The organism is Agrobacterium sp. RAC06, assembly GCF_001713475.1.
GTDB lineage: Bacteria > Pseudomonadota > Alphaproteobacteria > Rhizobiales > Rhizobiaceae > Allorhizobium.
In genome coordinates this window covers 1,112,681-1,134,719 of the sequence record NZ_CP016499.1, presented here as the reverse complement: position 1 = coordinate 1,134,719, position 22,039 = coordinate 1,112,681, and the positions used below count along the sequence as shown (strand labels likewise).

Below are 22,039 nucleotides of genomic sequence, written 5' to 3'. Positions count from 1 at the left end.
GATTCGCTATCCGATCACCCGTCGCTGCGACCTGGCGAGTGGCTGTCATCCAGTCGTCGTGTCTTTCGGTCACATGTGACGGCGTGAGGTTCAAGCTCGATTCTCTTCGGGAAGGGTGACGGATGCGCATTGTGATGATCGGTTCGGGATATGTGGGGCTTGTCTCCGGAGCCTGCCTGGCGGCGCTGGGTCATGACGTGGTCTGCGTCGACAAGAGCCGGGACAAGATCGAGGCGCTGCAGGCCGGCAAAGTGCCGATTTATGAGCCCGGTCTGGAGATCATCATCGCCGACAACTGTGCCGCCGGCCGCCTGAGCTTCTCCGGCGATCTCGTGGGACCGGTGGCGGCGGCCGATGCGGTCTTCATCGCGGTCGGCACGCCGTCGCGTCTCGTCGATGGTCACGCCGACCTCAGCCATGTCTACGCCGCCGCCCGCGAGATTGCTGCCGCTGCCACTGGTTTCACCGTCGTGGTCACCAAGTCCACCGTGCCCGTCGGCACGGGCGACGAGATCGAACGCATCTTCCGGGAAGAATTCCCGCAAAAGGTTATCGCCGTCGTCTCCAATCCCGAATTCCTGCGGGAAGGTGCGGCCATTTCCGATTTCCGCCGTCCGGATAGGATCGTGGTCGGCTCGGATGACGAACGGTCCACCGAGGTCATGCGCGACATCTATGAGGCGCTCGATCTCAAGGAGATGCCGCTCTATTTCTGCGAGCGCCGCACAGCCGAACTGATCAAATACGCCTCCAACGCCTTTCTCGCGATGAAGATCACCTTCATCAACGAAATGGCCGATCTCTGCGAAGAACTCGGCGCCGACGTGCAGAAGGTCGCCAAGGGGATGGGCATGGATCGCCGCATCGGTGACAAGTTTCTCCAGGCGGGTCCCGGCTTCGGCGGGTCCTGCTTCCCGAAGGATACGCTGGCGCTGGTGAAGACGGCCCAGGATTACGACCGGCCCTTGAAGCTGATCGAGACAACGGTCGCGATCAACGAAAACCGCAAGCGGGCCATGGGCCGCCGGGTGATTGCCGCCTGTGACGGCAGCGTGCGCGGCAAGCGAATCGGTGTCCTCGGCCTGACCTTCAAGCCCAATACCGACGACATGCGCGAGGCGCCGTCGATCGCCATCATCAGAACCCTGCTCGATGGCGGCGCGGATGTGCATGTCTACGATCCCGCAGGCATGGAGGCGGCGAGGGCGGTCCTCGGTGCGGTCAAATACCGACGCAACGCCTACGAGGTCGCAGAGGGTGCGGACGCCGTCGTTCTTGTGACCGAATGGGATCAGTTCAAGTCGCTGGATCTGCCGCGTCTGAAAGATCTGATGAAATCGCCTGTCGTCGTCGATCTGCGCAATGTCTTCGACGAAGACGAGATGATCGGCCATGGCTTCCAGCTCGTGCCGCTCGGTAAGCGTCCACGCTCTGCCTATCCGGCGCGCACCCTTTTCCATGCCGTTCCGCCCGAACTGGCCTGGAGCCCGCTGCTTTGGGGCGACGATGCACCGACAGGCCAGCTCGCCTGATCGCCTGACTGACGCGCCGTCCTCCTCGGCGCTTGACTTTAAGCGCCGTTCGTCGCTGTGCTGGCTTCAAACCGAGGCAGCAAACAGGTCGATGGATGGGCATGAACGAGACGGGCGGCACGGATGCCGACAATGGCAAGGGTGAGGGGGCACGCACCCGGGGCTCCGGCACCGAATCGGTCTACAAGGCGCTGCGCCACGAAATCCTGACCATGGAGCGCCCGCCCGGCAGTCCGCTCGATGAGACGCGCCTCTCCGAACATTTCGGCATGTCGCGCACCCCGATTCGCGAGGCCCTTCTGCGGCTTACCTCGGACGGCCTGGTCACCAGTCTGCCGAATCGCAACACGATTGTCGCGGTCATCGACTTCTCCAGCTTGCCCACCTATTTCGAGGCGCTCTGCCTGATGTATCGCGTGACGACCCGTGGCGCCGCAAAGCGTTCCGGCGATGCCTGGATGGCCGAGATCATAAGGCAGCAGCAAGCCTTTTCCCGCGCCGTCGAGGCCCAGGACGCCTTCGCCATGATCGAGGCCAACCGGGAATTCCACGTCGCGATCGCCGAGCGCGCCGGCAATCCCTATTACACCACCTTCTTTGCCCGGCTCCTGGACGAGGGGCGGCGCATTCTCCGGCTTTATTATCAGACCTTCGATGACCGTCTGCCGCGCCGCTATGTCGAGGAACACGAGAAGATCATCGAGGCGATCCGTTCAGGCGATGTCGAGGAGGCCGATCGGCTGTCGGTCGCCCATGCTGACCAGATCGTCCGCCAGATCCAGGATTACGTCGCCCGCAACATCACTGCTGCAGCCGAACTTCCCGACATCTGACCCCTGCGACCCCGTTTCAGCGGTCGCTGAAACATGCGTCTTGATTTTGTCGACAAACTGTATACTGTGATTTCACCACTTCAACAGGAGCATCCCATGACCACCGGCTGGCACGGCGTTTTCCCCGCCGCAACGACTCAATTCCATGAAGATCTCTCGGTCGACATCGACGCCACCCAGCGCGTGCTCGACGCCCTCGTCAACGACGGCGTAAACGGCCTGATCGTCATGGGCACCTGCGGCGAGAACAACTCGCTCGATCCGGAAGAGAAGCGCACCATCCTGAAGGCCGCCGTCGAGGTGGTGAATGGCCGCGTGCCGATCGTCACCGGCGTCTCGGAATTCGACACCCGCCGCGCCTCAGCCTATGCCCGCGATGCGGAAAAGATCGGCGCCGATGGCCTGATGCTGCTGCCGGCCATGGTCTATGTGCCGAAGCCGCATGAGCTGGTTGCCCATTTCAAGACCGTCGCCGAAGCAACCGGCCTGCCGATCATGCTCTACAACAACCCGCCCGCCTACCGCGTCAACATCGGCGCGGAAGTCCTGGAAGCGCTCGACGGCGTGAAGAACATCAAGGCCGTCAAGGAAAGCGCGCCCGATCCGCGCCGCTTCACCGACCTGATCAACGCCTTCGGTGACCGCTACGACATCTTCGCCGGCCTCGACGACGTGGCGCTCGAAGGCATGATGCTCGGCGCCAAGGGCTGGGTCTCCGGCCTCACCAGTGCCTTCCCGGCCGAATCGGTGGCCCTGGTTGCCGCCGCCGACCGTGGCGACTGGATGGAAGCCCGCCGCATCTATCGCTGGTTCATGCCGCTCTTGCATCTCGACGCCGAACACGACCTCGTGCAGTCAATCAAGCTCGCCGAGCAGATCATGGGCCGCGGCTCCGAGCGTGTCCGCATGCCCCGCATGCCGCTCGAAGGCGCGCGCCGTGCCGAGGTGACGGCCATGGTGGAGAAGGCGGCGGCGACCCGCCCGATCGGCGGGAAGTAAGAAGCAGAGACATTGATATGAATGAGGCCCGCTGGAGCAATCCGGCGGGCCTATTGCTAATCGGTGTTGTCGCACTTGCCAATGCGAAGCGAGTCTTCGAGGCTGAAGTCTGAGGGCAGCTTTGGCTCTGGTTGCAACGGGGAGAGTTGGAATGGCACCGAACGATCGTTTGAAGCGTCTCGCCGTTTTGATTGATGCGGACAATACCTCAAGCAAGATCGCCGATGGGCTATTCGAGGAAATTGCTCGCCTTGGAGAGGCTAGTGTCAGACGGATCTATGGCGATTTCGCCAGTCCCAGATCAAAAGGGTGGATCGAAACGCTGACGCGGCACGCGATCATACCTCAGCAACAGTTTGCCTACACGACCGGCAAGAATGCCTCTGACATTGCGCTCGTCATTGATGCCATGGATCTCCTGCTGAGCGGGCGATTTGATGGCTTCTGCCTCGTGTCGTCGGATAGTGATTTCACCCGACTCGCCTCCCGCATTCGTGAGCAGGGTGTCGATGTTTTCGGCTTTGGGGAGCAGAAAACGCCCGAGAGTTTCCGTCAGGCTTGCCGACGCTTCATCTACACGGAAAACATCAGTGTCCAGGCATCGCCGGACGATGACACGAAGGCACTCTCGCCGCTCAAAACGCCGAGCGCTGCCGTCCCGATCATCAAACGCGTCTTGTCCGACATCGACAGCGAGGAAGGCTGGGTCGCGCTTTCTGCGTTGGGGACGCAGCTCTCCAACCTCAAGTCGGATTTCGATTCGCGAACTTATGGATGTTCAAAATTGAGCGATCTGATCCGGAAGACGGGTGCCTTCGACGTCGATCAGACAGACGGAAAGGCGATGCGCATCAAGCTGCGCAAGAAAAACTGAACGAAGGAAGAGAAAAAATGGTGGGCGATGAGAGACTCGAACTCCCGACATCTTCGGTGTAAACGAAGCGCTCTACCAACTGAGCTAATCGCCCGTGCGCCTTGCGGATCATGTCCGCCGCGTCGGTGGCCGTGATCTATGCGGATCGCGGAAAATCTGCAAGAGTGTTTGTGCAGATTTTTTGTTTTTTTGTCATGCGGCCGATCGCGCCTTGTGGAAAACCGAGCAGAATCCTTGTTTTGCGCCTGCGGCGCGTTGTCGCGAGCAGCGAGCGTCCGATGGCCCCGGGGGAGGGGCGGGGGAAAAAATCGGGCCGTCACGGTTTTGTCTCAGATGCTGCTTGACACCTCCAGATGAACGCCGTAGAGAGCCGCTCATCGAACGGCAAGCCGCTCGACGGGGATCGCCTTGAACCCCGATTTGGAAATGCGCGGGTGTAGCTCAGTTGGTTAGAGTGCCGGCCTGTCACGCCGGAGGTCGCGGGTTCGAGCCCCGTCACTCGCGCCATTCCAAAGCCTTCAGGGCGTGCTGCTTAAGGCAGCGAAGACATGGGGAAATCCTCATGAAATGCGCGGGTGTAGCTCAGTCGGTTAGAGTGCCGGCCTGTCACGCCGGAGGTCGCGGGTTCGAGCCCCGTCACTCGCGCCACTTCTTCTCTCAGACGATTTTGTCATGTGACGAGCCTGCTTGCAGGCTCGGTGTGTTGCGTCTTTTTGCACTGCACGCTCGATTGCGCGAGACATGCATTTTACCCGCTGGTAAGGTGCAATCCGGTATCGGGTGAAAAGGCTTTGGTTGGACTTGCGCTGGGTGGCTGCCTGCGCTAACCACGGCGCGTTGCAACTCTCTTTACGGCTTGTCGCCTCCGCCCTAAATGCCATCAGGCATGCGAGACAAGCAGGGTGATATGATGACTGATCTGCTCAGTTCTTACCTTCCGATCGCCATCTTTATCGGCATATCCTTGATCATCGGTATTGCGCTCCTGGTGGCGCCGTTTGCCGTTGCCTACAAGGCGCCCGATTCGGAGAAGCTGTCGGCCTATGAGTGCGGCTTCAACGCGTTCGATGATGCCCGCATGAAGTTCGACATCCGATTCTACCTGGTGTCGATCCTCTTCATCATCTTCGACCTCGAAGTCGCCTTCCTGTTCCCCTGGGCAGTATCTTTCGGTGAGATCGGCTGGTTCGGCTTCTGGTCGATGATGGTTTTCCTCGGTGTTCTCACCGTCGGCTTTATCTATGAATGGAAGAAGGGGGCGCTCGAATGGGAGTGATCCAGTCCGATACGACGATGATTGCGCCACAGGCAAAGGGCATCATCGATCCCAACACCGGCAAGCTGATCGGCGCCGATGACCGCTTCTTCGGCGAGATCAACAACGAGCTCGCCGACAAGGGCTTCCTGGTTACCTCGACCGACGAGCTGATCAACTGGGCACGTACCGGCTCGCTGATGTGGATGACCTTCGGTCTCGCCTGCTGCGCCGTCGAAATGATGCAGCTGTCGATGCCGCGTTACGACGCCGAGCGCTTCGGCTTTGCACCGCGTGCTTCACCGCGCCAGTCTGACGTCATGATCGTCGCCGGCACGCTGACCAACAAGATGGCGCCCGCACTCCGCAAGGTCTATGACCAGATGCCGGAACCGCGTTACGTGATCTCGATGGGCTCCTGCGCCAATGGCGGCGGCTACTACCATTACTCCTATTCCGTCGTGCGTGGCTGCGATCGCGTCGTGCCGGTTGATATCTACGTGCCGGGCTGTCCCCCCACGGCAGAAGCTCTGCTTTACGGTGTGATGCTCCTGCAGAAGAAGATCCGGCGCACGGGCACGATCGAGCGGTAAGGCGAAGGGACTGAAAACATGAGTGAAGCCCTGAACGAGCTCGCTTCCTACCTCGCAGAGGTCCGCGGTGCGCTGATTTCGTCGAGCGACATCAGCTTCGGCGAACTGACGCTGACGGCGAAGTCGGAAAACCTGATACCGCTCCTGACCTTCCTGCGTGACGACGTCCAGTGCGGCTTCGTCAACCTGATCGACATCTGCGGCGTCGACTACCCGAAGCGCGAAGACCGCTTCGACGTGGTTTACCACCTGCTCTCGCCGCGTCAGAACCTGCGCATCCGCATCAAGGTCGCAACCGGCGAGTTCAAGCCGGTCCCGTCGGCCTGTCCGGTCTTTGCCGGCGCCGACTGGTTCGAACGCGAAGCCTGGGACATGTACGGCATCCTGTTCACCGATCACCCGGACTTGCGCCGTATCCTGACAGACTATGGTTTCGAGGGGCATCCGCTGCGCAAGGACTTCCCCACGACCGGTTTCGTCGAGGTTCGCTACGACGACAGCGCCAAGCGCGTCGTCTACGAGCCCGTCGAGCTCAAGCAGGAATTCCGCAATTTCGACTTCCTCTCGCCCTGGGAAGGCACGGATTACGTGCTGCCCGGCGATGAAAAAGCGGCCAAGTGAGCGGAAGGGCAGAGACCATGAACGAACACAACGTCCGCAACTTCAATATCAACTTCGGCCCGCAGCACCCGGCGGCGCACGGCGTTCTTCGCCTCGTGCTTGAGCTGGACGGTGAAATCGTCGAGCGCGTCGACCCGCATATCGGCCTGCTGCATCGTGGCACCGAGAAGCTGATTGAGACCAAGACCTATCTGCAGGCGCTGCCCTATTTCGATCGCCTCGACTATGTCGCGCCGATGAACCAGGAACATGCCTATTCGCTGGCCGTCGAAAAGCTGCTCGACATCCAGATTCCGATCCGTGGTCAGCTGATCCGCGTTCTCTATTCGGAAATCGGTCGTATTCTCTCGCACCTCCTCAACGTCACCACGCAGGCCATGGACGTCGGCGCGCTGACGCCGCCGCTCTGGGGCTTCGAAGAGCGCGAAAAGCTCATGGTGTTCTATGAGCGCGCCTCCGGCGCTCGCATGCACGCCGCTTATGTCCGCCCGGGTGGTGTGCACCAGGATTTGCCGCATCAGCTCGTCGAGGATATCGGCAAGTGGTGCGACCAGTTCCCGGAAAAGCTCGATGACATTGACGACCTTCTGACCGGCAACCGCATCTTCAAGCAGCGCAACGTCGACATCGGCGTCGTCAGCCTCGATGATTGCTGGGCCTGGGGCTTCTCGGGCGTCATGGTCCGCGGTTCGGGCGCTGCCTGGGACCTGCGCAAGTCGCAGCCCTACGAGTGCTACTCCGATCTCGACTTCGACATCATGGTCGGCAAGAACGGCGACTGCTATGACCGTTACCTGATCCGCATGTTCGAAATGCGCGAGTCGGTGAAGATCATGAAGCAGTGCGTCAACCGTCTGCTGGGCGATGCCAAGACCGGCCCGGTCTCCTCGCTCGACGGCAAGGTCGTTCCGCCGAAGCGTGGCGAGATGAAGCGCTCGATGGAAGGCCTGATCCACCACTTCAAGCTTTACACCGAAGGCTATCACGTGCCGGCCGGTGAGGTTTATGCCGCTGTCGAAGCCCCCAAGGGCGAGTTCGGCGTGTTCCTCGTCTCCGACGGCACCAACAAGCCCTATCGCTGCAAGATCCGCGCCCCGGGTTATGCGCATCTGCAGGCCATGGATTTCCTGTGCCGCGGCCACCAGCTGGCCGACGTCTCGGCGATCCTCGGCTCGCTCGACATCGTGTTCGGGGAAGTTGACCGCTGATGCTTAAGACCCTCGCAGCATTGCTGATCTGTCTCGGCGCCACCCAGGCGGTGGCTCAGGAGAACAGTGCTCTATCGTCGAGGGAAACAGTGTCGATGGCCAAGCTGATCCGGGATGGATACGAGATCAAGAGTTCCAGCTGGACCGGCTCGAAGCTCTTCGTATTCCTTCAGAAAGACAACTCGGCCTATGCCTGCGAATTCGCCAATGTGACGAATACGCGGTGTGGTTCCATAAACTGAGACAAGGCGTGAGGAAGTATGTCCGTTCGTCGACTAGCCGAAGAGCAATTCCAGCCCGCAGCATTCTCCTTCTCCGCGGAGAATGCGACCTGGGCTGAAGCCACCATTCGCAAGTATCCGGCGGGGCGCCAGCAATCGGCGGTCATTCCGCTTTTGATGCGCGCACAGGAACAGGAAGGCTGGGTCACCAAGGCTGCGATCGAGTATGTCGGCCAAATGCTCGACATGCCCTTCATTCGGGTCCTCGAAGTCGCGACATTCTACACCCAGTTCCAGCTGAAGCCTGTTGGTACGCGCGCCCATATCCAGGTCTGCGGCACGACACCCTGCATGCTGCGGGGGGCGGAAGACCTCATTCACGTCTGCAAGTCGAAGATCCACCCGGAGCCCTTCGAACGCAATGAAGACGGCACCTTGTCCTGGGAAGAAGTCGAGTGTCAGGGCGCCTGTGTCAATGCGCCGATGGTGATGATCTTCAAGGATGCCTATGAAGACCTGACCGTGACCCAGCTCGAGCACATCATCGATCGGTTCGCCGCCGGCAAGGGTTCCGACGTCAAGCCTGGCCCGCAGGTTGATCGCATTTTCTCGGCGCCTGTCGGTGGTCCGACCACCCTGACCGGTGACATCCAGCCGATCCGCTTCAACGACACGGCCCCGGCACAGACCGAGGAAATGTCCGTACCGCCCGCCAACGCCGCGAAACCGGTTACGGATGCGCCGGTGACGGACGAGAAGCTCAAGACCCCGGCAACTGCCAAAAAGGCTGCTGCCGAGAACGTCAAGCAGAAGGGCGATTCTGCCGATACGGCCCGCCCGGTCGAGAAGGAAGTCGCTCCGGCTCCCGCCGCGGTCATGGACGAGAAGAACCGTCCGGCCGGCATCGAGCGCCCGGAAACGCCTGACGACCTGAAGATGATCTCGGGCGTCGGCCCGAAGATCGAAGCGACACTGAACGGCCTCGGCGTCTACACGTTCGATCAGGTCGCCAAGTGGAAGAAGGCAGAGCGCGAGTGGGTCGACACCTATCTCAAGTTCTCCGGCCGTATCGAGCGGGACGACTGGGTCAAGCAGGCCAAGGCGCTCGCCAAGGGCGGCGAAGCGGAATACATCAAGGTCTTCGGCAAGAAGCCGCGCTGAGAGGTTAGGGTATGTTGAGAGATCAGGATCGCATCTTTACCAATATCTACGGCCTCAAGGACAAGTCCCTGAAGGGCGCGATGTCCCGCGGCCATTGGGACGGCACCAAGCAAATCCTTGAAAAGGGCCGTGACTGGATCATCAACGAGATGAAGGCCTCGGGTCTTCGCGGTCGCGGCGGCGCAGGCTTCCCCACCGGTCTCAAGTGGTCCTTCATGCCGAAGGAATCGGACGGCCGCCCGCATTACCTCGTCGTGAATGCGGATGAGTCGGAACCTGGCACCTGCAAGGACCGTGAGATCATGCGCCATGATCCGCACACCCTTATCGAAGGCTGCGTCATCGCTTCCTTCGCCATGGGCGCGCATCATGCCTTCATCTATGTTCGCGGCGAGTTCATGCGCGAGCGCGAAGCCCTGCAGGCTGCGATCGACGAGTGCTACGACTACGGCCTGCTCGGCAAGAACAACAAGCTCGGCTACGACATCGATATCGTCGTCCACCACGGCGCCGGCGCCTATATCTGCGGCGAAGAAACCGCACTTCTGGAAAGCCTTGAAGGTAAAAAGGGCCAGCCGCGCCTGAAGCCGCCATTCCCGGCGAACATGGGCCTCTACGGCTGCCCGACCACGGTCAACAACGTCGAATCGATCGCCGTTGCCCCGACCATCCTGCGTCGCGGCGCGTCCTGGTATTCGAGCTTCGGCCGTCCGAACAATGCCGGCACCAAGCTGTTCTCGATCTCCGGCCACGTCAACAAGCCGTGCACGGTCGAAGAAGCCATGTCGATCACCTTCCAGGAGCTGATCGAAAAGCACTGTGGCGGCATCCGCGGCGGCTGGGACAACCTGCTCGCCGTCATCCCGGGCGGCTCCTCGGTACCTTGCGTACCGGGCACCCAGATGAAGGACGCCATCATGGACTATGACGGTCTGCGCGAGCTGGGCTCCGGCCTCGGCACCGCCGCCGTCATCGTCATGGACAAGTCGACCGACATCGTGAAGGCCATCTGGCGCCTCTCGGCATTCTACAAGCACGAGAGCTGCGGCCAGTGCACGCCATGCCGCGAAGGCACGGGCTGGATGATGCGCGTCATGGAACGCATGGTGAAGGGCAATGCCCAAAAGCGTGAAATCGACATGCTCTTCCAGGTGACGAAGCAGGTCGAGGGCCACACCATCTGTGCGCTTGGAGATGCCGCCGCCTGGCCGATCCAGGGCCTGATCAAGCATTTCCGTCCGGAGATGGAAAAGCGCATCGACCAGTACACCCGCAACGCGATCGCCCATGGCGTGGTCATGGAAGCGGCAGAGTAAGGGACAAAGGGGATGACAGGCTCTTCGGACAAGGACGGGAAAAAGGGGCCGGACGAACCGGCATCTGACGCTCGCGCCTCCGAAGGCCTTGAGGACCTGATGACCAATCCGGCGGCCGCCATGGCCGCCGCAACCGCCTTCGGCTTCGGCATGGCGGCGCAGATGGGCAAGCTCTTCCTTGGCTCCATTCAGGGCGCCATGGAAGTAACCGGCCAGATTGCGCGGCAACTCGAAGAAGAGCGCAAGGCGGCGGAGGCGAAGCCGGCAGCTGGGGCTGAGACGAAGGTCGAGGCCCCGGTCGAAAAGGTTGAACCTGAGCCGACCCCGGCCAAGGTGACGGCGGAAAAGCCGGTTCTGGCGAAGGCGAAGGCCAAGGCCGCAGCCCCGGTGAAAGCCAAGGCTGAAAAGCCGAAGCCTGCACCGAAGGCCAAGGCGGCTGCAAAGCCGGCCGTTGGAACAAAGGCAAAGGCCGCAGCACAAGCGAAGGCTCTGCCGGATGCAAAGGTCGAGCCCGCCGCGCCGGCGGCGAAGCCGAGGAAGGCCAGCGGCAAGGTCGACGATCTGAAGAAGATCGATGGCATCGGGCCGAAGGTCGAGCAGGTCCTGAAGGGCAGGGGGATTACCCGCTTCAAGGACCTCGCTGAGATGAATGAGAAGGCGCTTGATGCGCTGGACAAGGAATTGGGTCTCGGCGGCCGCGTGCTGCGAGACGACTGGGCAGGCCAGGCGCGCCGGTTGGCGGGTGGCAAGGCTCGGTCAGGCAGTTAAGATTAAGGTTCGGCCGCGCGGGGGCGATGCGCCGGACTTGAGGGATAAAACCGGCAGTTTTCATCCGGTGCGGACGAAGACTGTCAGTCGCGGCAGGGATGCCCCGGCAGGATGCGCGGAAGCGTGAGGCAGGAAGGCGAATATGACTAAGCTGAAGATCGACGGAAAAGAGATCGAGGTTCCGGATCATTTCACGCTGTTGCAGGCGTGCGAGGAAGCTGGCGCCGAGGTTCCGCGCTTTTGTTTCCATGAACGGCTGTCGGTTGCCGGCAACTGCCGCATGTGCCTCGTCGAGGTGAAGGGTGGCCCGCCGAAGCCGGCAGCCTCCTGCGCCATGGGCGTGCGCGACATCCGTGGCGGCCCGAACGGCGAACTGCCGGAAGTCTTCACCAACACGCCGATGGTCAAGAAGGCCCGCGAAGGCGTGATGGAATTCCTGCTGATCAACCATCCTCTGGATTGCCCGATCTGCGACCAGGGTGGCGAATGCGACCTGCAGGACCAGGCCATGGCCTTCGGTATCGATAGCTCGCGCTACACCGAGAACAAGCGCGCTGTCGAAGACAAGTATATCGGACCGCTGGTCAAGACCGTGATGAACCGCTGCATTCACTGCACGCGCTGCGTCCGCTTCACCACCGAAGTCGCGGGCATTGCCGAACTCGGCCTGATCGGCCGTGGCGAGGACGCCGAGATCACCACCTATCTCGAGCAGGCGATGACGTCGGAGCTTCAGGGCAATGTCGTTGACCTCTGCCCGGTCGGCGCTCTGACCTCCAAGCCCTTCGCCTTCACGGCTCGTCCCTGGGAACTGAACAAGACCGAATCGGTCGACGTCATGGACGCGCTCGGCTCGGCGATCCGCGTCGATACGCGTGGTCGCGAAGTCATGCGCATCATGCCGCGCGTCAACGAGCAGATCAACGAAGAGTGGATCTCCGACAAGACCCGCTTCATCTGGGATGGCCTGAAGACCCAGCGTCTCGACCGTCCCTATGTCAAGAAGGATGGCCGCCTGCAGCCCGCAAGCTGGGCCGAAGCCTTTGCGGCGATCAAGTCGGCCGTTGCCTCGACCTCCGCGGACAAGATCGGCGCTGTCGCCGGAGACCTCGCTTCCGTCGAGGAAATCTTCGCGCTGAAGTCGCTCGTCAACGCACTCGGGTCCTCGAATACCGACTGTCGCCAGGATGGGACGGCAATTGATCCGTCGCTCGGCCGCTCGACCTACCTCTTCAACGCCGGCATCGAAGGCATTGAAGCCGCAGACGCAATCCTGATCGTCGGCGCCAACCCGCGCTACGAAGCAGCTGTCTTGAACGCCCGTATTCGCAAGCGCTGGCGCCGCGGCGGTCTGCCGATCGGCGTGATCGGCGAAGGCGGTGAGCTGCGTTACCCGTATGAGTATCTCGGTGCTGGCACCGAGACGCTGTCTGACCTCGTTTCTGGCAAGAACAACTTCGCTGAAGCTCTGAAGGCCGCAAAGAACCCGCTTGTTATCATCGGCCAGGGTGCGCTTTCGGGCGCCGACGGCAACGCCGTTCTGGCAAACGCCGCAAAGCTCGCTGCCGATGTCGGCGCGCTCTCCGACGAATGGAACGGCTTCTGCGTCCTGCACACCGCAGCCTCGCGCGTCGGCGCTCTCGACCTCGGCTTCGTGCCGGGCGAAGGGGCTGTTGCCGCCGGTCAGATGCTGTCCTCGCTCGACGTCGTCTTCCTGCTCGGTGCCGATGAGCTGGACTTCTCCGCGAAGTCCGCCAAGTGCGTGGTCTATATCGGCAGCCATGGCGACAACGGCGCACACTATGCCGACGTCATCCTGCCGGGCGCGACCTACACCGAGAAGTCGGGGACCTGGGTCAATACCGAAGGCCGCGTCCAGATGGGCAACCGCGCCGGCTTCGCGCCGGGCGAGGCCCGCGAAGACTGGGCGATCCTGCGTGCACTCTCCGACGTGCTTGGCAAGAAGCTGCCCTTTGATTCGCTGTCGCAGCTGCGCGTGAAGCTTTATGAAGCCTACCCGCATTTCGCCGAGATCGACGAGATCGCACCAGGCTCTTCGGCCGATATTGCTGCACTGGCGAAAAAACCCGGGAAGATGGGCAAGTCTCTGTTTGCGTCGCCGGTCAAAGACTTCTATTTGACGAACCCGATCGCACGCGCTTCGGCCGTCATGGCAGAGTGCTCGGCATTGGCCCGCAACAATTTCAAGGCCGCGGCAGAGTAAGGGCAGGGGACCATGGATAATTTCGTTTCCACCTATGTGTGGCCGGCGGCCATCATGATCGGGCAGTCGCTTCTTCTGCTCGTCTGCCTTCTGGTCTTCATCGCCTATATCCTGCTCGCAGACCGCAAGATCTGGGCTGCCGTCCAGTTGCGCCGCGGCCCGAACGTCGTCGGCCCCTGGGGTCTGTTCCAGTCCTTCGCCGACCTTCTGAAGTTTGTCTTCAAGGAGCCTGTCATTCCGGCCGGTGCCAACAAGGGCGTCTTCCTGCTCGCCCCGCTCGTTGCCGTGACGCTCGCGCTCGCAACCTGGGCCGTCATTCCGGTCAATGCCGGATGGGTGATCGCCAACATCAATGTCGGCATCCTCTTCGTCTTTGCGGTCTCCTCGCTCGAAGTCTACGGCATCATCATGGGTGGCTGGGCGTCGAACTCGAAGTACCCGTTCCTCGGCGCGCTTCGCTCGGCAGCGCAGATGGTCTCCTATGAAGTCTCGATGGGCTTCGTCATCGTCACCGTTCTGCTCTGCGTCGGTTCGCTGAACCTCACCGACATCGTGCTTGCCCAGAACACCGGTCTCGGCACGATGATGGGTCTTCCGGCGTCCTTCCTCGACTGGCACTGGCTGGCACTCTTCCCGATGTTCGTGATCTTCTTCATCTCGGCATTGGCAGAAACCAACCGTCCGCCCTTCGACCTTCCGGAAGCCGAATCCGAACTCGTCGCCGGCTTCATGGTCGAATACGGCTCGACCCCGTACATGATGTTCATGCTCGGCGAATATGCCGCCATCGTCCTGATGTGCTCGCTGACCACGATCCTCTTCCTCGGGGGCTGGCTGCCGCCGGTCGACGTCTGGTTCCTGAACTGGGTCCCCGGCATCGTCTGGTTCGTGCTGAAGGCGTCAATAGTCTTCTTCATGTTCGCCATGGTGAAGGCATTCGTTCCGCGCTACCGCTATGACCAGCTGATGCGTCTTGGTTGGAAGGTCTTCCTTCCGATCTCGCTCGCCATGGTCATCATCACGGCATTCGTGCTCAAGCTGATGGGTTGGGCGTGATGACGCCCGGCCGCAACCTCAGCTGCATTGGAGAATAAGATGGCAATTGCACAGGCTATCAATTCGGTCTTCCTGAAGGAGTTCGTCGGCGCTTTCTTTCTGTCGATGCGCTACTTCTTCAAGCAGAAGGCAACGATCAACTACCCGTTCGAAAAGGGCCCGGTATCGGCGCGCTTCCGCGGCGAGCATGCGCTGCGCCGCTATCCGAATGGCGAAGAGCGCTGCATCGCCTGCAAGCTCTGCGAGGCGATCTGTCCTGCCCAGGCCATCACCATCGAGGCCGGGCCGCGCCGCAATGACGGCACTCGCCGCACGGTGCGTTACGACATCGACATGGTGAAGTGCATCTATTGCGGTTTCTGCCAGGAAGCCTGCCCGGTCGACGCGATCGTCGAGGGACCGAACTTCGAGTTCGCCACCGAGACCCGCGAAGAACTTTACTTCGACAAGGCGCGCCTGCTCGACAACGGCGACCGCTGGGAACGGGAAATCGCGCGCAACATCGCGATCGACTCGCCCTACCGCTGATCCCTTGGGATCGATCGCCTTTGGCGGAGCGCGGGGCTTCGCCGGGGCACATGATGAATTTTGTAACGGGCGTGCCGATGGGGATATCGGTCACGCCTTATCGGGCGGCGGGGCAGGGCCCTCGTCCGGGGGAAGATGAAAAGGCACCAACATGGGTCTTCAGGCTCTCTTTTTCTATCTCTTCGCCTTTGTCGCTGTGGCTTCGGCCTTCATGGTGATATCGGCTCGGAACCCGGTCCATTCGGTCCTGTTCCTCATTCTGACCTTCATCAACGCGGCGGGTCTTCTGCTCCTCACGGGAGCTGAATTCCTGGCGATGATCCTGCTGGTCGTATACGTCGGCGCGGTCGCGGTTCTCTTCCTCTTCGTCGTGATGATGCTCGACATCGACTTCACGAAACTGAGGGCAGGGGCTGCGAAATACGCACCGGTTGGCGCGCTCGTCGGCCTCATCGTTGCGGTTGAACTTGTCGTCGTCATCGGCGGAACCACGATCAGCCCGGAAGCCCTGAACGCGATCACCCAGCCTATTCCCGCTGTGGCAGACCGCCAGAATACCCAGGCGCTTGGCGACGTGCTCTACACGGACTACGTCTTCTTCTTCCAGATCGCCGGTCTCGTCCTGTTCGTCGCCATGATCGGCGCGATCGTGCTGACGCTGCGCCACCGCACCAACATCAAGCGCCAGGACATCTCCGCCCAGGTCGCCCGCACGCCGGAAACCGCCGTCAAGGTTGTCAAGGTCAAGCCGGGCCAGGGCGTCTGAGCCGAGCACGAGGTCAAGGAACAAGAATTATGGAAATCGGTCTTTCCCACTACCTGACAGTCAGTGCACTGCTGTTCACCCTGGGCGTCTTCGGCATCTTCCTGAACCGCAAGAACATCATCGTCATCCTGATGTCGATCGAACTGATCCTGCTCGCTGTGAACATCAACATGGTGGCCTTCTCGAGCTTCCTCGGCGACCTCGTCGGCCAGGTCTTCGCGCTGTTTATCCTGACGGTCGCGGCCGCCGAAGCGGCCATTGGTCTCGCGATCCTGGTGGTCTTCTACCGTAATCGCGGCTCCATCGCCGTCGAAGACGTCAACATGATGAAGGGCTGATCGGGTCATGATCTACAAGGCTATCGTCTTTCTCCCCCTGATCGGCTTCCTGATCGCCGGCTTGTTTGGCCGCCAGATCGGCGCCAAGGCGTCGGAATACATCACCACGGGTCTGATGATCATCGTGGCGATCCTCTCCTGGATCGTGTTCTTCAACGTCGCGATGAGCCACGAGGCCCACGAGGTCATCAAGGTGCCCGTGATGCGCTGGATCCAGTCCGGCGGCATCGACGTCGAATGGGCCTTCCGCATCGATACCCTGACGGCTGTGATGTTCGTAGTGGTCAACTCGGTGTCGTGCCTCGTGCACCTCTACTCGATCGGCTACATGCACCACGACCCGCATCGGCCGCGTTTCTTCGCCTATCTGTCGCTGTTCACCTTCGCGATGCTGATGCTCATCACGTCGGACAACCTGCTGCAGATGTTCTTCGGCTGGGAAGGCGTGGGTCTTGCGTCCTATCTGCTGATCGGCTTCTGGTACAAGAAGCCGTCCGCTTCCGCCGCTGCCATGAAGGCCTTCATCGTCAACCGCGTCGGTGACTTTGGCTTCATCCTCGGCATCTCGGCGCTCTTTGTGATGTTCGGCTCGATCAACCTCGAAACGATCTTCGCCTCGGCCCAGTCCTATCTGCCGACCGATCCTGCAGCGTCGCCCGAAGTCGTGTTGAACCTCTTCGGCATGCAGCTTGACCGCAGCCATGCGCTGACCGGCGCCTGCCTGCTGCTCTTCATGGGCGCGATGGGTAAGTCGGCGCAGTTCCTGCTGCACACCTGGCTGCCGGACGCCATGGAAGGCCCGACGCCGGTTTCGGCGCTCATTCACGCCGCAACCATGGTCACCGCCGGCGTCTTCCTCGTCGCCCGTATGTCGCCCGTCTTCGAACTGTCGCCGGATGCGCTGACCGTCGTCACCATCGTCGGCGCAATCACGGCGTTCTTCGCGGCGACCGTCGGCCTTGTGCAGAACGACATCAAGCGGGTCATCGCCTATTCGACCTGCTCGCAGCTCGGCTACATGTTCGTGGCGCTCGGCGTCGGCGCCTATGGCGCAGCCGTCTTCCACCTCTTCACGCACGCCTTCTTCAAGGCACTCCTGTTCTTGGGCGCAGGCTCCGTCATCCACGCCGTCGATGGCGAGCAGGACATGCGCTACATGGGTGGTCTGAGGAAGCACATCCCCGTGACCTTCTGGGCCATGACGATCGGTACGATCGCTCTGACCGGTGTCGGTATCCCGGGAACCCTGATCGGTACCGCTGGCTTCTTCTCGAAGGACTACATCATCGAGTCTGCCTTCGCCTCGAGCTCGGCCGTCGGTGGTTTTGCCTTCACAATGCTGGTGATTGCGGCTCTGTTCACGAGCTTCTATTCTTGGCGCCTGGCGTTCCTGACCTTCTTCGGCAAGCCGCGTGCGTCTGCTGACGTCATGCACCATGTGCATGAAAGCCCGCAGGTGATGCTGATCCCGTTCTACCTGCTCGGTTTCGGCGCACTGTTTGCCGGCTTCATCTTCCACGACTACTTCTTCGGCCATCACTATGCCGAGTTCTGGAAGGGCGCGCTCTTCACGCTTCCGACCAACACGGTACTGGAAGAGTTCCATGACGTTCCGAAGTGGGTGAAGTGGAGCCCGTTCATTGCTATGACGCTCGGCTTCGTCACCGCCTGGTACATGTATATCAAGAACCCGTCGGCGCCGAAGAAGCTCGCTGAACAGCAGTGGATGCTCTACCAGTTCCTGCTCAACAAGTGGTACTTCGACGAGCTCTACGACTTCCTCTTCGTTCGGTCCTCCAAGGCGCTCGGGCGCTTCCTCTGGAAGAAGGGTGACGTCGCCACCATCGACGCCTATGGCCCGAACGGCGTCGCCTCTGCCGTTGGCGGCCTGACCCAGAAGGTCGTCCGCCTGCAGTCGGGTTACCTCTATCACTATGCCTTCGCGATGCTCATCGGCATTGCGGCACTTGTTACCTGGATGATGCTCGGGAGCTCCCTCTGATGACCGATTGGCCCATTCTCTCGACGGTCACCTTCCTTCCTCTGGTCGGCGTGGCTCTGCTTCTGCTGACCCGTGGTGATACTTCTCTCGGCCGCCGCAACATCCTGAACGTTTCGCTGCTGACGACGGTCTTCACCTTCGTCGTGTCGCTCTTCATCTGGATCAACTTCGACAATTCGAACACCGGCTTCCAGATGGTGGAGAAGCATGCCTGGCTTGGTACCGGCATCTCCTACCACGTCGGCGTCGACGGCATCTCGATGCTGTTCGTCATCCTGACGACGCTGCTCATGCCCTTCTGCATTCTTGCGAGCTGGACCTCGGTCGAGAAGCGCCTGAAGGAATACATGATCGCCTTCCTGGTGCTCGAGACCCTGATGATCGGCGTCTTCGTGTCGCTCGACATCGTGCTCTTCTACGTCTTCTTCGAAGCCGGCCTCATCCCGATGTTCATCATCATCGGTGTCTGGGGTGGCAAGGATCGCGTCTACGCATCCTACAAGTTCTTCCTCTACACGCTGCTCGGCTCGGTGCTGATGCTGCTCGCCATCATGGCAATGTACTGGGATGCCGGCACGACTGACATCGCAGCGCTTCTGCAGCACGATTTCCCGCCGCAGATGCAGACCTGGCTATGGCTTGCTTTCTTCGCTTCCTTCGCGGTGAAGATGCCTATGTGGCCTGTGCATACCTGGCTGCCGGATGCGCACGTTCAAGCACCGACGGCAGGCTCCGTGATCCTCGCCGGCATCCTCCTGAAGCTTGGCGGCTACGGCTTCCTGCGCTTCTCGCTGCCGATGTTCCCGCTGGCATCCGACTTCTTCGCGCCCTTCGTCTTCACGCTGTCCGTGATTGCCATCATCTACACCTCGCTGGTCGCGATGATGCAGGAAGACATGAAGAAGCTGATCGCCTATTCCTCGGTCGCGCACATGGGCTACGTCACCATGGGTATCTTCGCCGCCAACCAGCAGGGCGTACAGGGTGCGATCTTCCAGATGATCAGCCACGGCTTTGTCTCCGGCGCGCTCTTCCTCTGCGTCGGCGTGATCTACGACCGTCTCCATACCCGCGAGATCGCGGCCTATGGTGGTCTGGTCAACAACATGCCGAAATACGCGCTCGCCTTCATGGTCTTCACCATGGCCAATGTCGGCCTGCCGGGCACCTCGGGCTTCGTCGGCGAGTTCCTGACCCTGATCGGCGTGTTCCGCGTCAACACCTGGGTCGCTCTGTTTGCCGCAACCGGCGTCATCCTTTCGGCAGCCTATGCGCTCTGGCTCTATCGCCGGGTCGTCTTCGGTGCGCTCGAAAAGGAGAGCCTGAAGAGCATGCTCGACCTTTCCACCCGCGAAAAGCTGACCCTTTATCCGCTGATCGCCCTCACCATCTTCTTCGGCGTCTATCCGGCTCCCATCCTCGATGCGACAGCCGCCTCCGTCGACAATCTGGTGAACAACTACTCCGCAGCCTTGCAAGCAGCCCAGTCCTTGGCGCTGATTGCGAACTGACGACAGGATCCTTTGGACATGACCGTTGAAACTCTCATTGCTAGCCTGCATCTGGTCACGCCGGAATTGATCCTGGCCGTGGGCGCCATGGTGCTGCTCATGATCGGCGTGTTTTCGGGCGAGAAGTCGAACAGTGTCGTCACGGGACTGGCGATCGCGCTGCTGATCTTCTCGGGTGCCTGGCTGGTCTTCTCCGGCGCGGAAGGAGAGGCCTTCAATGGCGCCTATCTCGCTGACGGCTACGCCAAGTTCATGAAGATCCTCGCCCTGATCGGTTCGGTGACGGCGATGATTATGGCGGTCGGTCATGCCCGCTACGACCACCTCGACAAGTTCGAATTCCCGGTCCTGCTCGTGCTCGCGACCCTCGGCGTCATGCTGCTGATCTCGGCCAATGACCTGATCGCCCTTTATCTCGGCCTCGAACTGATGTCGCTGGCGCTCTATGTCGTCGCTGCCATCAACCGTGACAGCCTGCGTTCGACTGAAGCCGGCCTCAAGTACTTCGTGCTTGGCGCGCTCTCGTCGGGCATGCTGCTCTACGGCATGTCGCTGGTCTATGGTTTCACCGGCAATACCGGCTTCGACGAGATTGCCGCCGTTCTGTCGCAGGGCGAACCGTCGCTCGGTCTGATCTTCGGCCTTGTGTTCGTTCTCGCCGGCCTTGCCTTCAAGATCTCCGCCGTTCCGTTCCACATGTGGACGCCAGACGTTTACGAGGGCGCTCCGACCCCGGTCACCGCCTTCCTCGCCGCGGCCCCGAAGATCGGTGCCATGGCGATCTTCGTGCGCATCGTCATCGACGCTTTCTTGCCGATCTTCGCCGAGTGGCAGCAGATTGTCGTCTTCATCGCGATTGCATCGATGGTCCTGGGTTCGGTCGCCGCGATCGGCCAGAAGAACATCAAGCGACTGATGGCTTATTCCTCCATCGGTCACATGGGTTATGCGCTGGTCGGTCTCGCCGCCGGCAATGACACCGGCGTCGCCGGCGTTCTGCTCTACATGATGATCTATCTGGTGATGACGCTCGGCACCTTTGCCTGCATCATGGCGATGCGCCAGAAGGAAGGCGGCAATGTCGAGAACATCGACGATCTCGCTGGCCTGTCGACCACGCGGCCGTTCATGGCCTTCGTGTTGACCGCGCTGATGTTCTCGCTCGCCGGCATTCCGCCGCTCGCAGGCTTCTTCGCCAAGTACTTCGTCTTCGTGGCTGCCATCGAAGCCAAGCTCTATGCGCTTGCGATCATCGGTGTTCTGGCCTCGGTCATCGGCGCCTATTACTACCTGCGCATCATCAAGGTCATGTGGTTCGACGAAGCCAAGGGTGAATTCGCCCGCACGTCTATCGAGCTGCGCCTCGTCTTCGGTCTCTCCGGCTTCTTTGTGGTCGGTTACGTCCTCTTCGGCGGTCCGCTCGGGACCGCGGCGGAAGCAGCTGCAAAGACGTTGTTTAATTGACCAGCCTCGGTAGACCGCGCCGGATTTCGCTCGACGACTTCCGGCACGAATCCCTCGACGAAGTCTCGTCCACCAATACGGAAGCATTCGCCCGCGCTCGCGCGGGCGATTCCGGTTTTCTGTGGTTGACGGCCGAGCGCCAGACCGGTGGCCGCGGCCGCCGCGGCCGGCCATGGGTGTCCGAGCGTGGCAATCTCTATTCGACCCTTCTGCTGATGGATCCAGCACCGGCCGAACAACTGGGATCGCTGCCGCTTGCCGTGGCGCTGGCCGTTCATGCCGCTGTACAGGCGGTGATGCCGCCGGGCGGCGAACCCGTCGAGATCAAATGGCCGAACGACGTACTGATCGGTCGTAAGAAGACGTCAGGAATATTGCTCGAGGCGGAACGTATCGCCGATGGCCGCATGGCACTTGCCATCGGGATCGGCATCAATATCGCCCACCGTCCTGACCTGACGCTTTATCCGGTGACCTCGCTTGCCGATCAGGGCGTTTCGATTTCGCCGCCGGAGTTCTTCGCCCATCTGTTCGTCGAGATGTCAGAGGCTCTTTACGTCTGGGACGAGGGCAGGGGGATCGCCGAGATCGTGCGGCGCTGGCGTTGCGTCGCCTGTGGCATCGGCGAGAAAATAACTGTGAACCTCCCTGACCGCTCGATTTCCGGTATCTTTTCCGGAATCGATGATAAGGGAATTTTGTTGCTCGACCGGGGCTCCGACAGAATGATGTCGGTTGCCGCCGGAGATGTGTTTTTCGGGTAGACTGG

The 22,039-nt window shown here is 61.0% G+C and carries 21 protein-coding genes and 3 tRNA genes; 23 read left to right on the top strand and 1 reads right to left on the bottom strand.

Going from position 1 to position 22,039, the window contains the following annotated elements; all coding sequences use genetic code 11:
* The first annotated feature begins 122 nt into the window (after nucleotides 1–122).
* From BSY240_RS05465 to BSY240_RS05450, 4 genes are all read left to right on the top strand, one after another.
* Nucleotides 123–1,532 carry a UDP-glucose dehydrogenase family protein gene (locus BSY240_RS05465; RefSeq protein ID WP_069041640.1) on the top strand — a complete coding sequence of 470 codons (1,410 nt, stop codon included), beginning with the start codon at nucleotides 123–125 and terminating at the stop codon, nucleotides 1,530–1,532.
* A 95-nt stretch (nucleotides 1,533–1,627) separates the two neighbouring features.
* Nucleotides 1,628–2,365, top strand: a complete 738-nt coding sequence (locus BSY240_RS05460) for a GntR family transcriptional regulator (RefSeq protein WP_083229561.1) — start codon at nucleotides 1,628–1,630, stop codon at nucleotides 2,363–2,365.
* A 96-nt stretch (nucleotides 2,366–2,461) separates the two neighbouring features.
* Nucleotides 2,462–3,364, top strand: a complete 903-nt coding sequence (locus tag BSY240_RS05455; RefSeq protein WP_069041638.1) for a dihydrodipicolinate synthase family protein — start codon at nucleotides 2,462–2,464, stop codon at nucleotides 3,362–3,364.
* Nucleotides 3,365–3,515: 151 nt separating this feature from the next.
* Nucleotides 3,516–4,238, top strand: coding sequence for an NYN domain-containing protein (locus BSY240_RS05450; protein ID WP_069041637.1), 723 nt, complete (start codon nucleotides 3,516–3,518; stop codon nucleotides 4,236–4,238).
* Between the two features lie 18 nt (nucleotides 4,239–4,256).
* On the opposite strand, the gene BSY240_RS05445 is transcribed toward BSY240_RS05450, so the two are convergent.
* Nucleotides 4,257–4,332: transfer RNA gene (locus tag BSY240_RS05445), tRNA-Val, on the bottom strand.
* A gap of 336 nt (nucleotides 4,333–4,668) precedes the next feature.
* Here BSY240_RS05445 and BSY240_RS05440 point away from each other — a divergent pair.
* From BSY240_RS05440 to BSY240_RS05350, 19 genes are all read left to right on the top strand, one after another.
* A tRNA-Asp gene (locus tag BSY240_RS05440) sits at nucleotides 4,669–4,745 on the top strand.
* 64 nt (nucleotides 4,746–4,809) lie between these two features.
* Nucleotides 4,810–4,886, top strand: a tRNA-Asp gene (locus tag BSY240_RS05435).
* Between the two features lie 262 nt (nucleotides 4,887–5,148).
* Nucleotides 5,149–5,514, top strand: a complete 366-nt coding sequence (locus BSY240_RS05430) for an NADH-quinone oxidoreductase subunit A (RefSeq protein ID WP_069043838.1) — start codon at nucleotides 5,149–5,151, stop codon at nucleotides 5,512–5,514.
* Nucleotides 5,505–6,086 carry a NuoB/complex I 20 kDa subunit family protein gene (locus BSY240_RS05425; RefSeq protein WP_069041636.1) on the top strand — a complete coding sequence of 194 codons (582 nt, stop codon included), beginning with the start codon at nucleotides 5,505–5,507 and terminating at the stop codon, nucleotides 6,084–6,086. Before BSY240_RS05430 ends, BSY240_RS05425 begins: the two co-directional genes overlap by 10 nt.
* A gap of 18 nt (nucleotides 6,087–6,104) precedes the next feature.
* Nucleotides 6,105–6,707, top strand: a complete 603-nt coding sequence (locus BSY240_RS05420; protein ID WP_069041635.1) for an NADH-quinone oxidoreductase subunit C — start codon at nucleotides 6,105–6,107, stop codon at nucleotides 6,705–6,707.
* 17 nt (nucleotides 6,708–6,724) lie between these two features.
* On the top strand, nucleotides 6,725–7,915 hold the full coding sequence (locus BSY240_RS05415) for an NADH-quinone oxidoreductase subunit D (protein WP_054150618.1): 1,191 nt from the start codon (nucleotides 6,725–6,727) through the stop codon (nucleotides 7,913–7,915).
* A complete protein-coding gene (locus tag BSY240_RS05410) occupies nucleotides 7,915–8,157 on the top strand; it encodes a hypothetical protein (protein WP_083229560.1) in 243 nt (80 codons plus the stop codon). Before BSY240_RS05415 ends, BSY240_RS05410 begins: the two co-directional genes overlap by 1 nt.
* 18 nt (nucleotides 8,158–8,175) lie before the next feature.
* Nucleotides 8,176–9,297 carry an NADH-quinone oxidoreductase subunit E gene (locus BSY240_RS05405; protein WP_069041633.1) on the top strand — a complete coding sequence of 374 codons (1,122 nt, stop codon included), beginning with the start codon at nucleotides 8,176–8,178 and terminating at the stop codon, nucleotides 9,295–9,297.
* Nucleotides 9,298–9,308: 11 nt separating this feature from the next.
* Complete coding sequence (gene nuoF / locus BSY240_RS05400) at nucleotides 9,309–10,613, top strand: NADH-quinone oxidoreductase subunit NuoF (RefSeq protein WP_054150621.1); 1,305 nt, start codon at nucleotides 9,309–9,311, stop codon at nucleotides 10,611–10,613.
* Between the two features lie 12 nt (nucleotides 10,614–10,625).
* Nucleotides 10,626–11,381 (top strand): hypothetical protein, encoded by a 756-nt coding sequence (locus BSY240_RS05395; protein ID WP_069041632.1) that lies wholly within the window; start codon nucleotides 10,626–10,628, stop codon nucleotides 11,379–11,381.
* Nucleotides 11,382–11,523: 142 nt separating this feature from the next.
* Entirely contained in the window at nucleotides 11,524–13,605 is a 2,082-nt protein-coding gene (nuoG, locus tag BSY240_RS05390) for an NADH-quinone oxidoreductase subunit NuoG (RefSeq protein ID WP_054150623.1), read from the top strand.
* Nucleotides 13,606–13,617: 12 nt separating this feature from the next.
* A complete protein-coding gene (gene nuoH / locus BSY240_RS05385) occupies nucleotides 13,618–14,661 on the top strand; it encodes an NADH-quinone oxidoreductase subunit NuoH (protein ID WP_069041631.1) in 1,044 nt (347 codons plus the stop codon).
* A 39-nt stretch (nucleotides 14,662–14,700) separates the two neighbouring features.
* Entirely contained in the window at nucleotides 14,701–15,189 is a 489-nt protein-coding gene (gene nuoI, locus BSY240_RS05380; RefSeq protein ID WP_054150625.1) for an NADH-quinone oxidoreductase subunit NuoI, read from the top strand.
* Nucleotides 15,190–15,340: 151 nt separating this feature from the next.
* A complete protein-coding gene (locus tag BSY240_RS05375) occupies nucleotides 15,341–15,955 on the top strand; it encodes an NADH-quinone oxidoreductase subunit J (RefSeq protein WP_069041630.1) in 615 nt (204 codons plus the stop codon).
* 29 nt (nucleotides 15,956–15,984) lie between these two features.
* Nucleotides 15,985–16,293, top strand: coding sequence for an NADH-quinone oxidoreductase subunit NuoK (gene nuoK / locus BSY240_RS05370; RefSeq protein ID WP_054150627.1), 309 nt, complete (start codon nucleotides 15,985–15,987; stop codon nucleotides 16,291–16,293).
* A 7-nt stretch (nucleotides 16,294–16,300) separates the two neighbouring features.
* On the top strand, nucleotides 16,301–18,295 hold the full coding sequence (gene nuoL, locus BSY240_RS05365; RefSeq protein ID WP_069041629.1) for an NADH-quinone oxidoreductase subunit L: 1,995 nt from the start codon (nucleotides 16,301–16,303) through the stop codon (nucleotides 18,293–18,295).
* Nucleotides 18,295–19,806, top strand: coding sequence for an NADH-quinone oxidoreductase subunit M (locus tag BSY240_RS05360; RefSeq protein ID WP_069041628.1), 1,512 nt, complete (start codon nucleotides 18,295–18,297; stop codon nucleotides 19,804–19,806). The genes nuoL and BSY240_RS05360 overlap by 1 nt, the downstream gene beginning before the upstream one ends.
* 18 nt (nucleotides 19,807–19,824) lie before the next feature.
* Nucleotides 19,825–21,270 carry an NADH-quinone oxidoreductase subunit NuoN gene (gene nuoN, locus BSY240_RS05355; RefSeq protein ID WP_054150630.1) on the top strand — a complete coding sequence of 482 codons (1,446 nt, stop codon included), beginning with the start codon at nucleotides 19,825–19,827 and terminating at the stop codon, nucleotides 21,268–21,270.
* Nucleotides 21,267–22,034: a biotin--[acetyl-CoA-carboxylase] ligase gene (locus BSY240_RS05350; protein WP_069041627.1), complete on the top strand. Its 768-nt coding sequence runs from the start codon at nucleotides 21,267–21,269 to the stop codon at nucleotides 22,032–22,034. Before nuoN ends, BSY240_RS05350 begins: the two co-directional genes overlap by 4 nt.
* Nucleotides 22,035–22,039 lie beyond the last annotated feature (5 nt).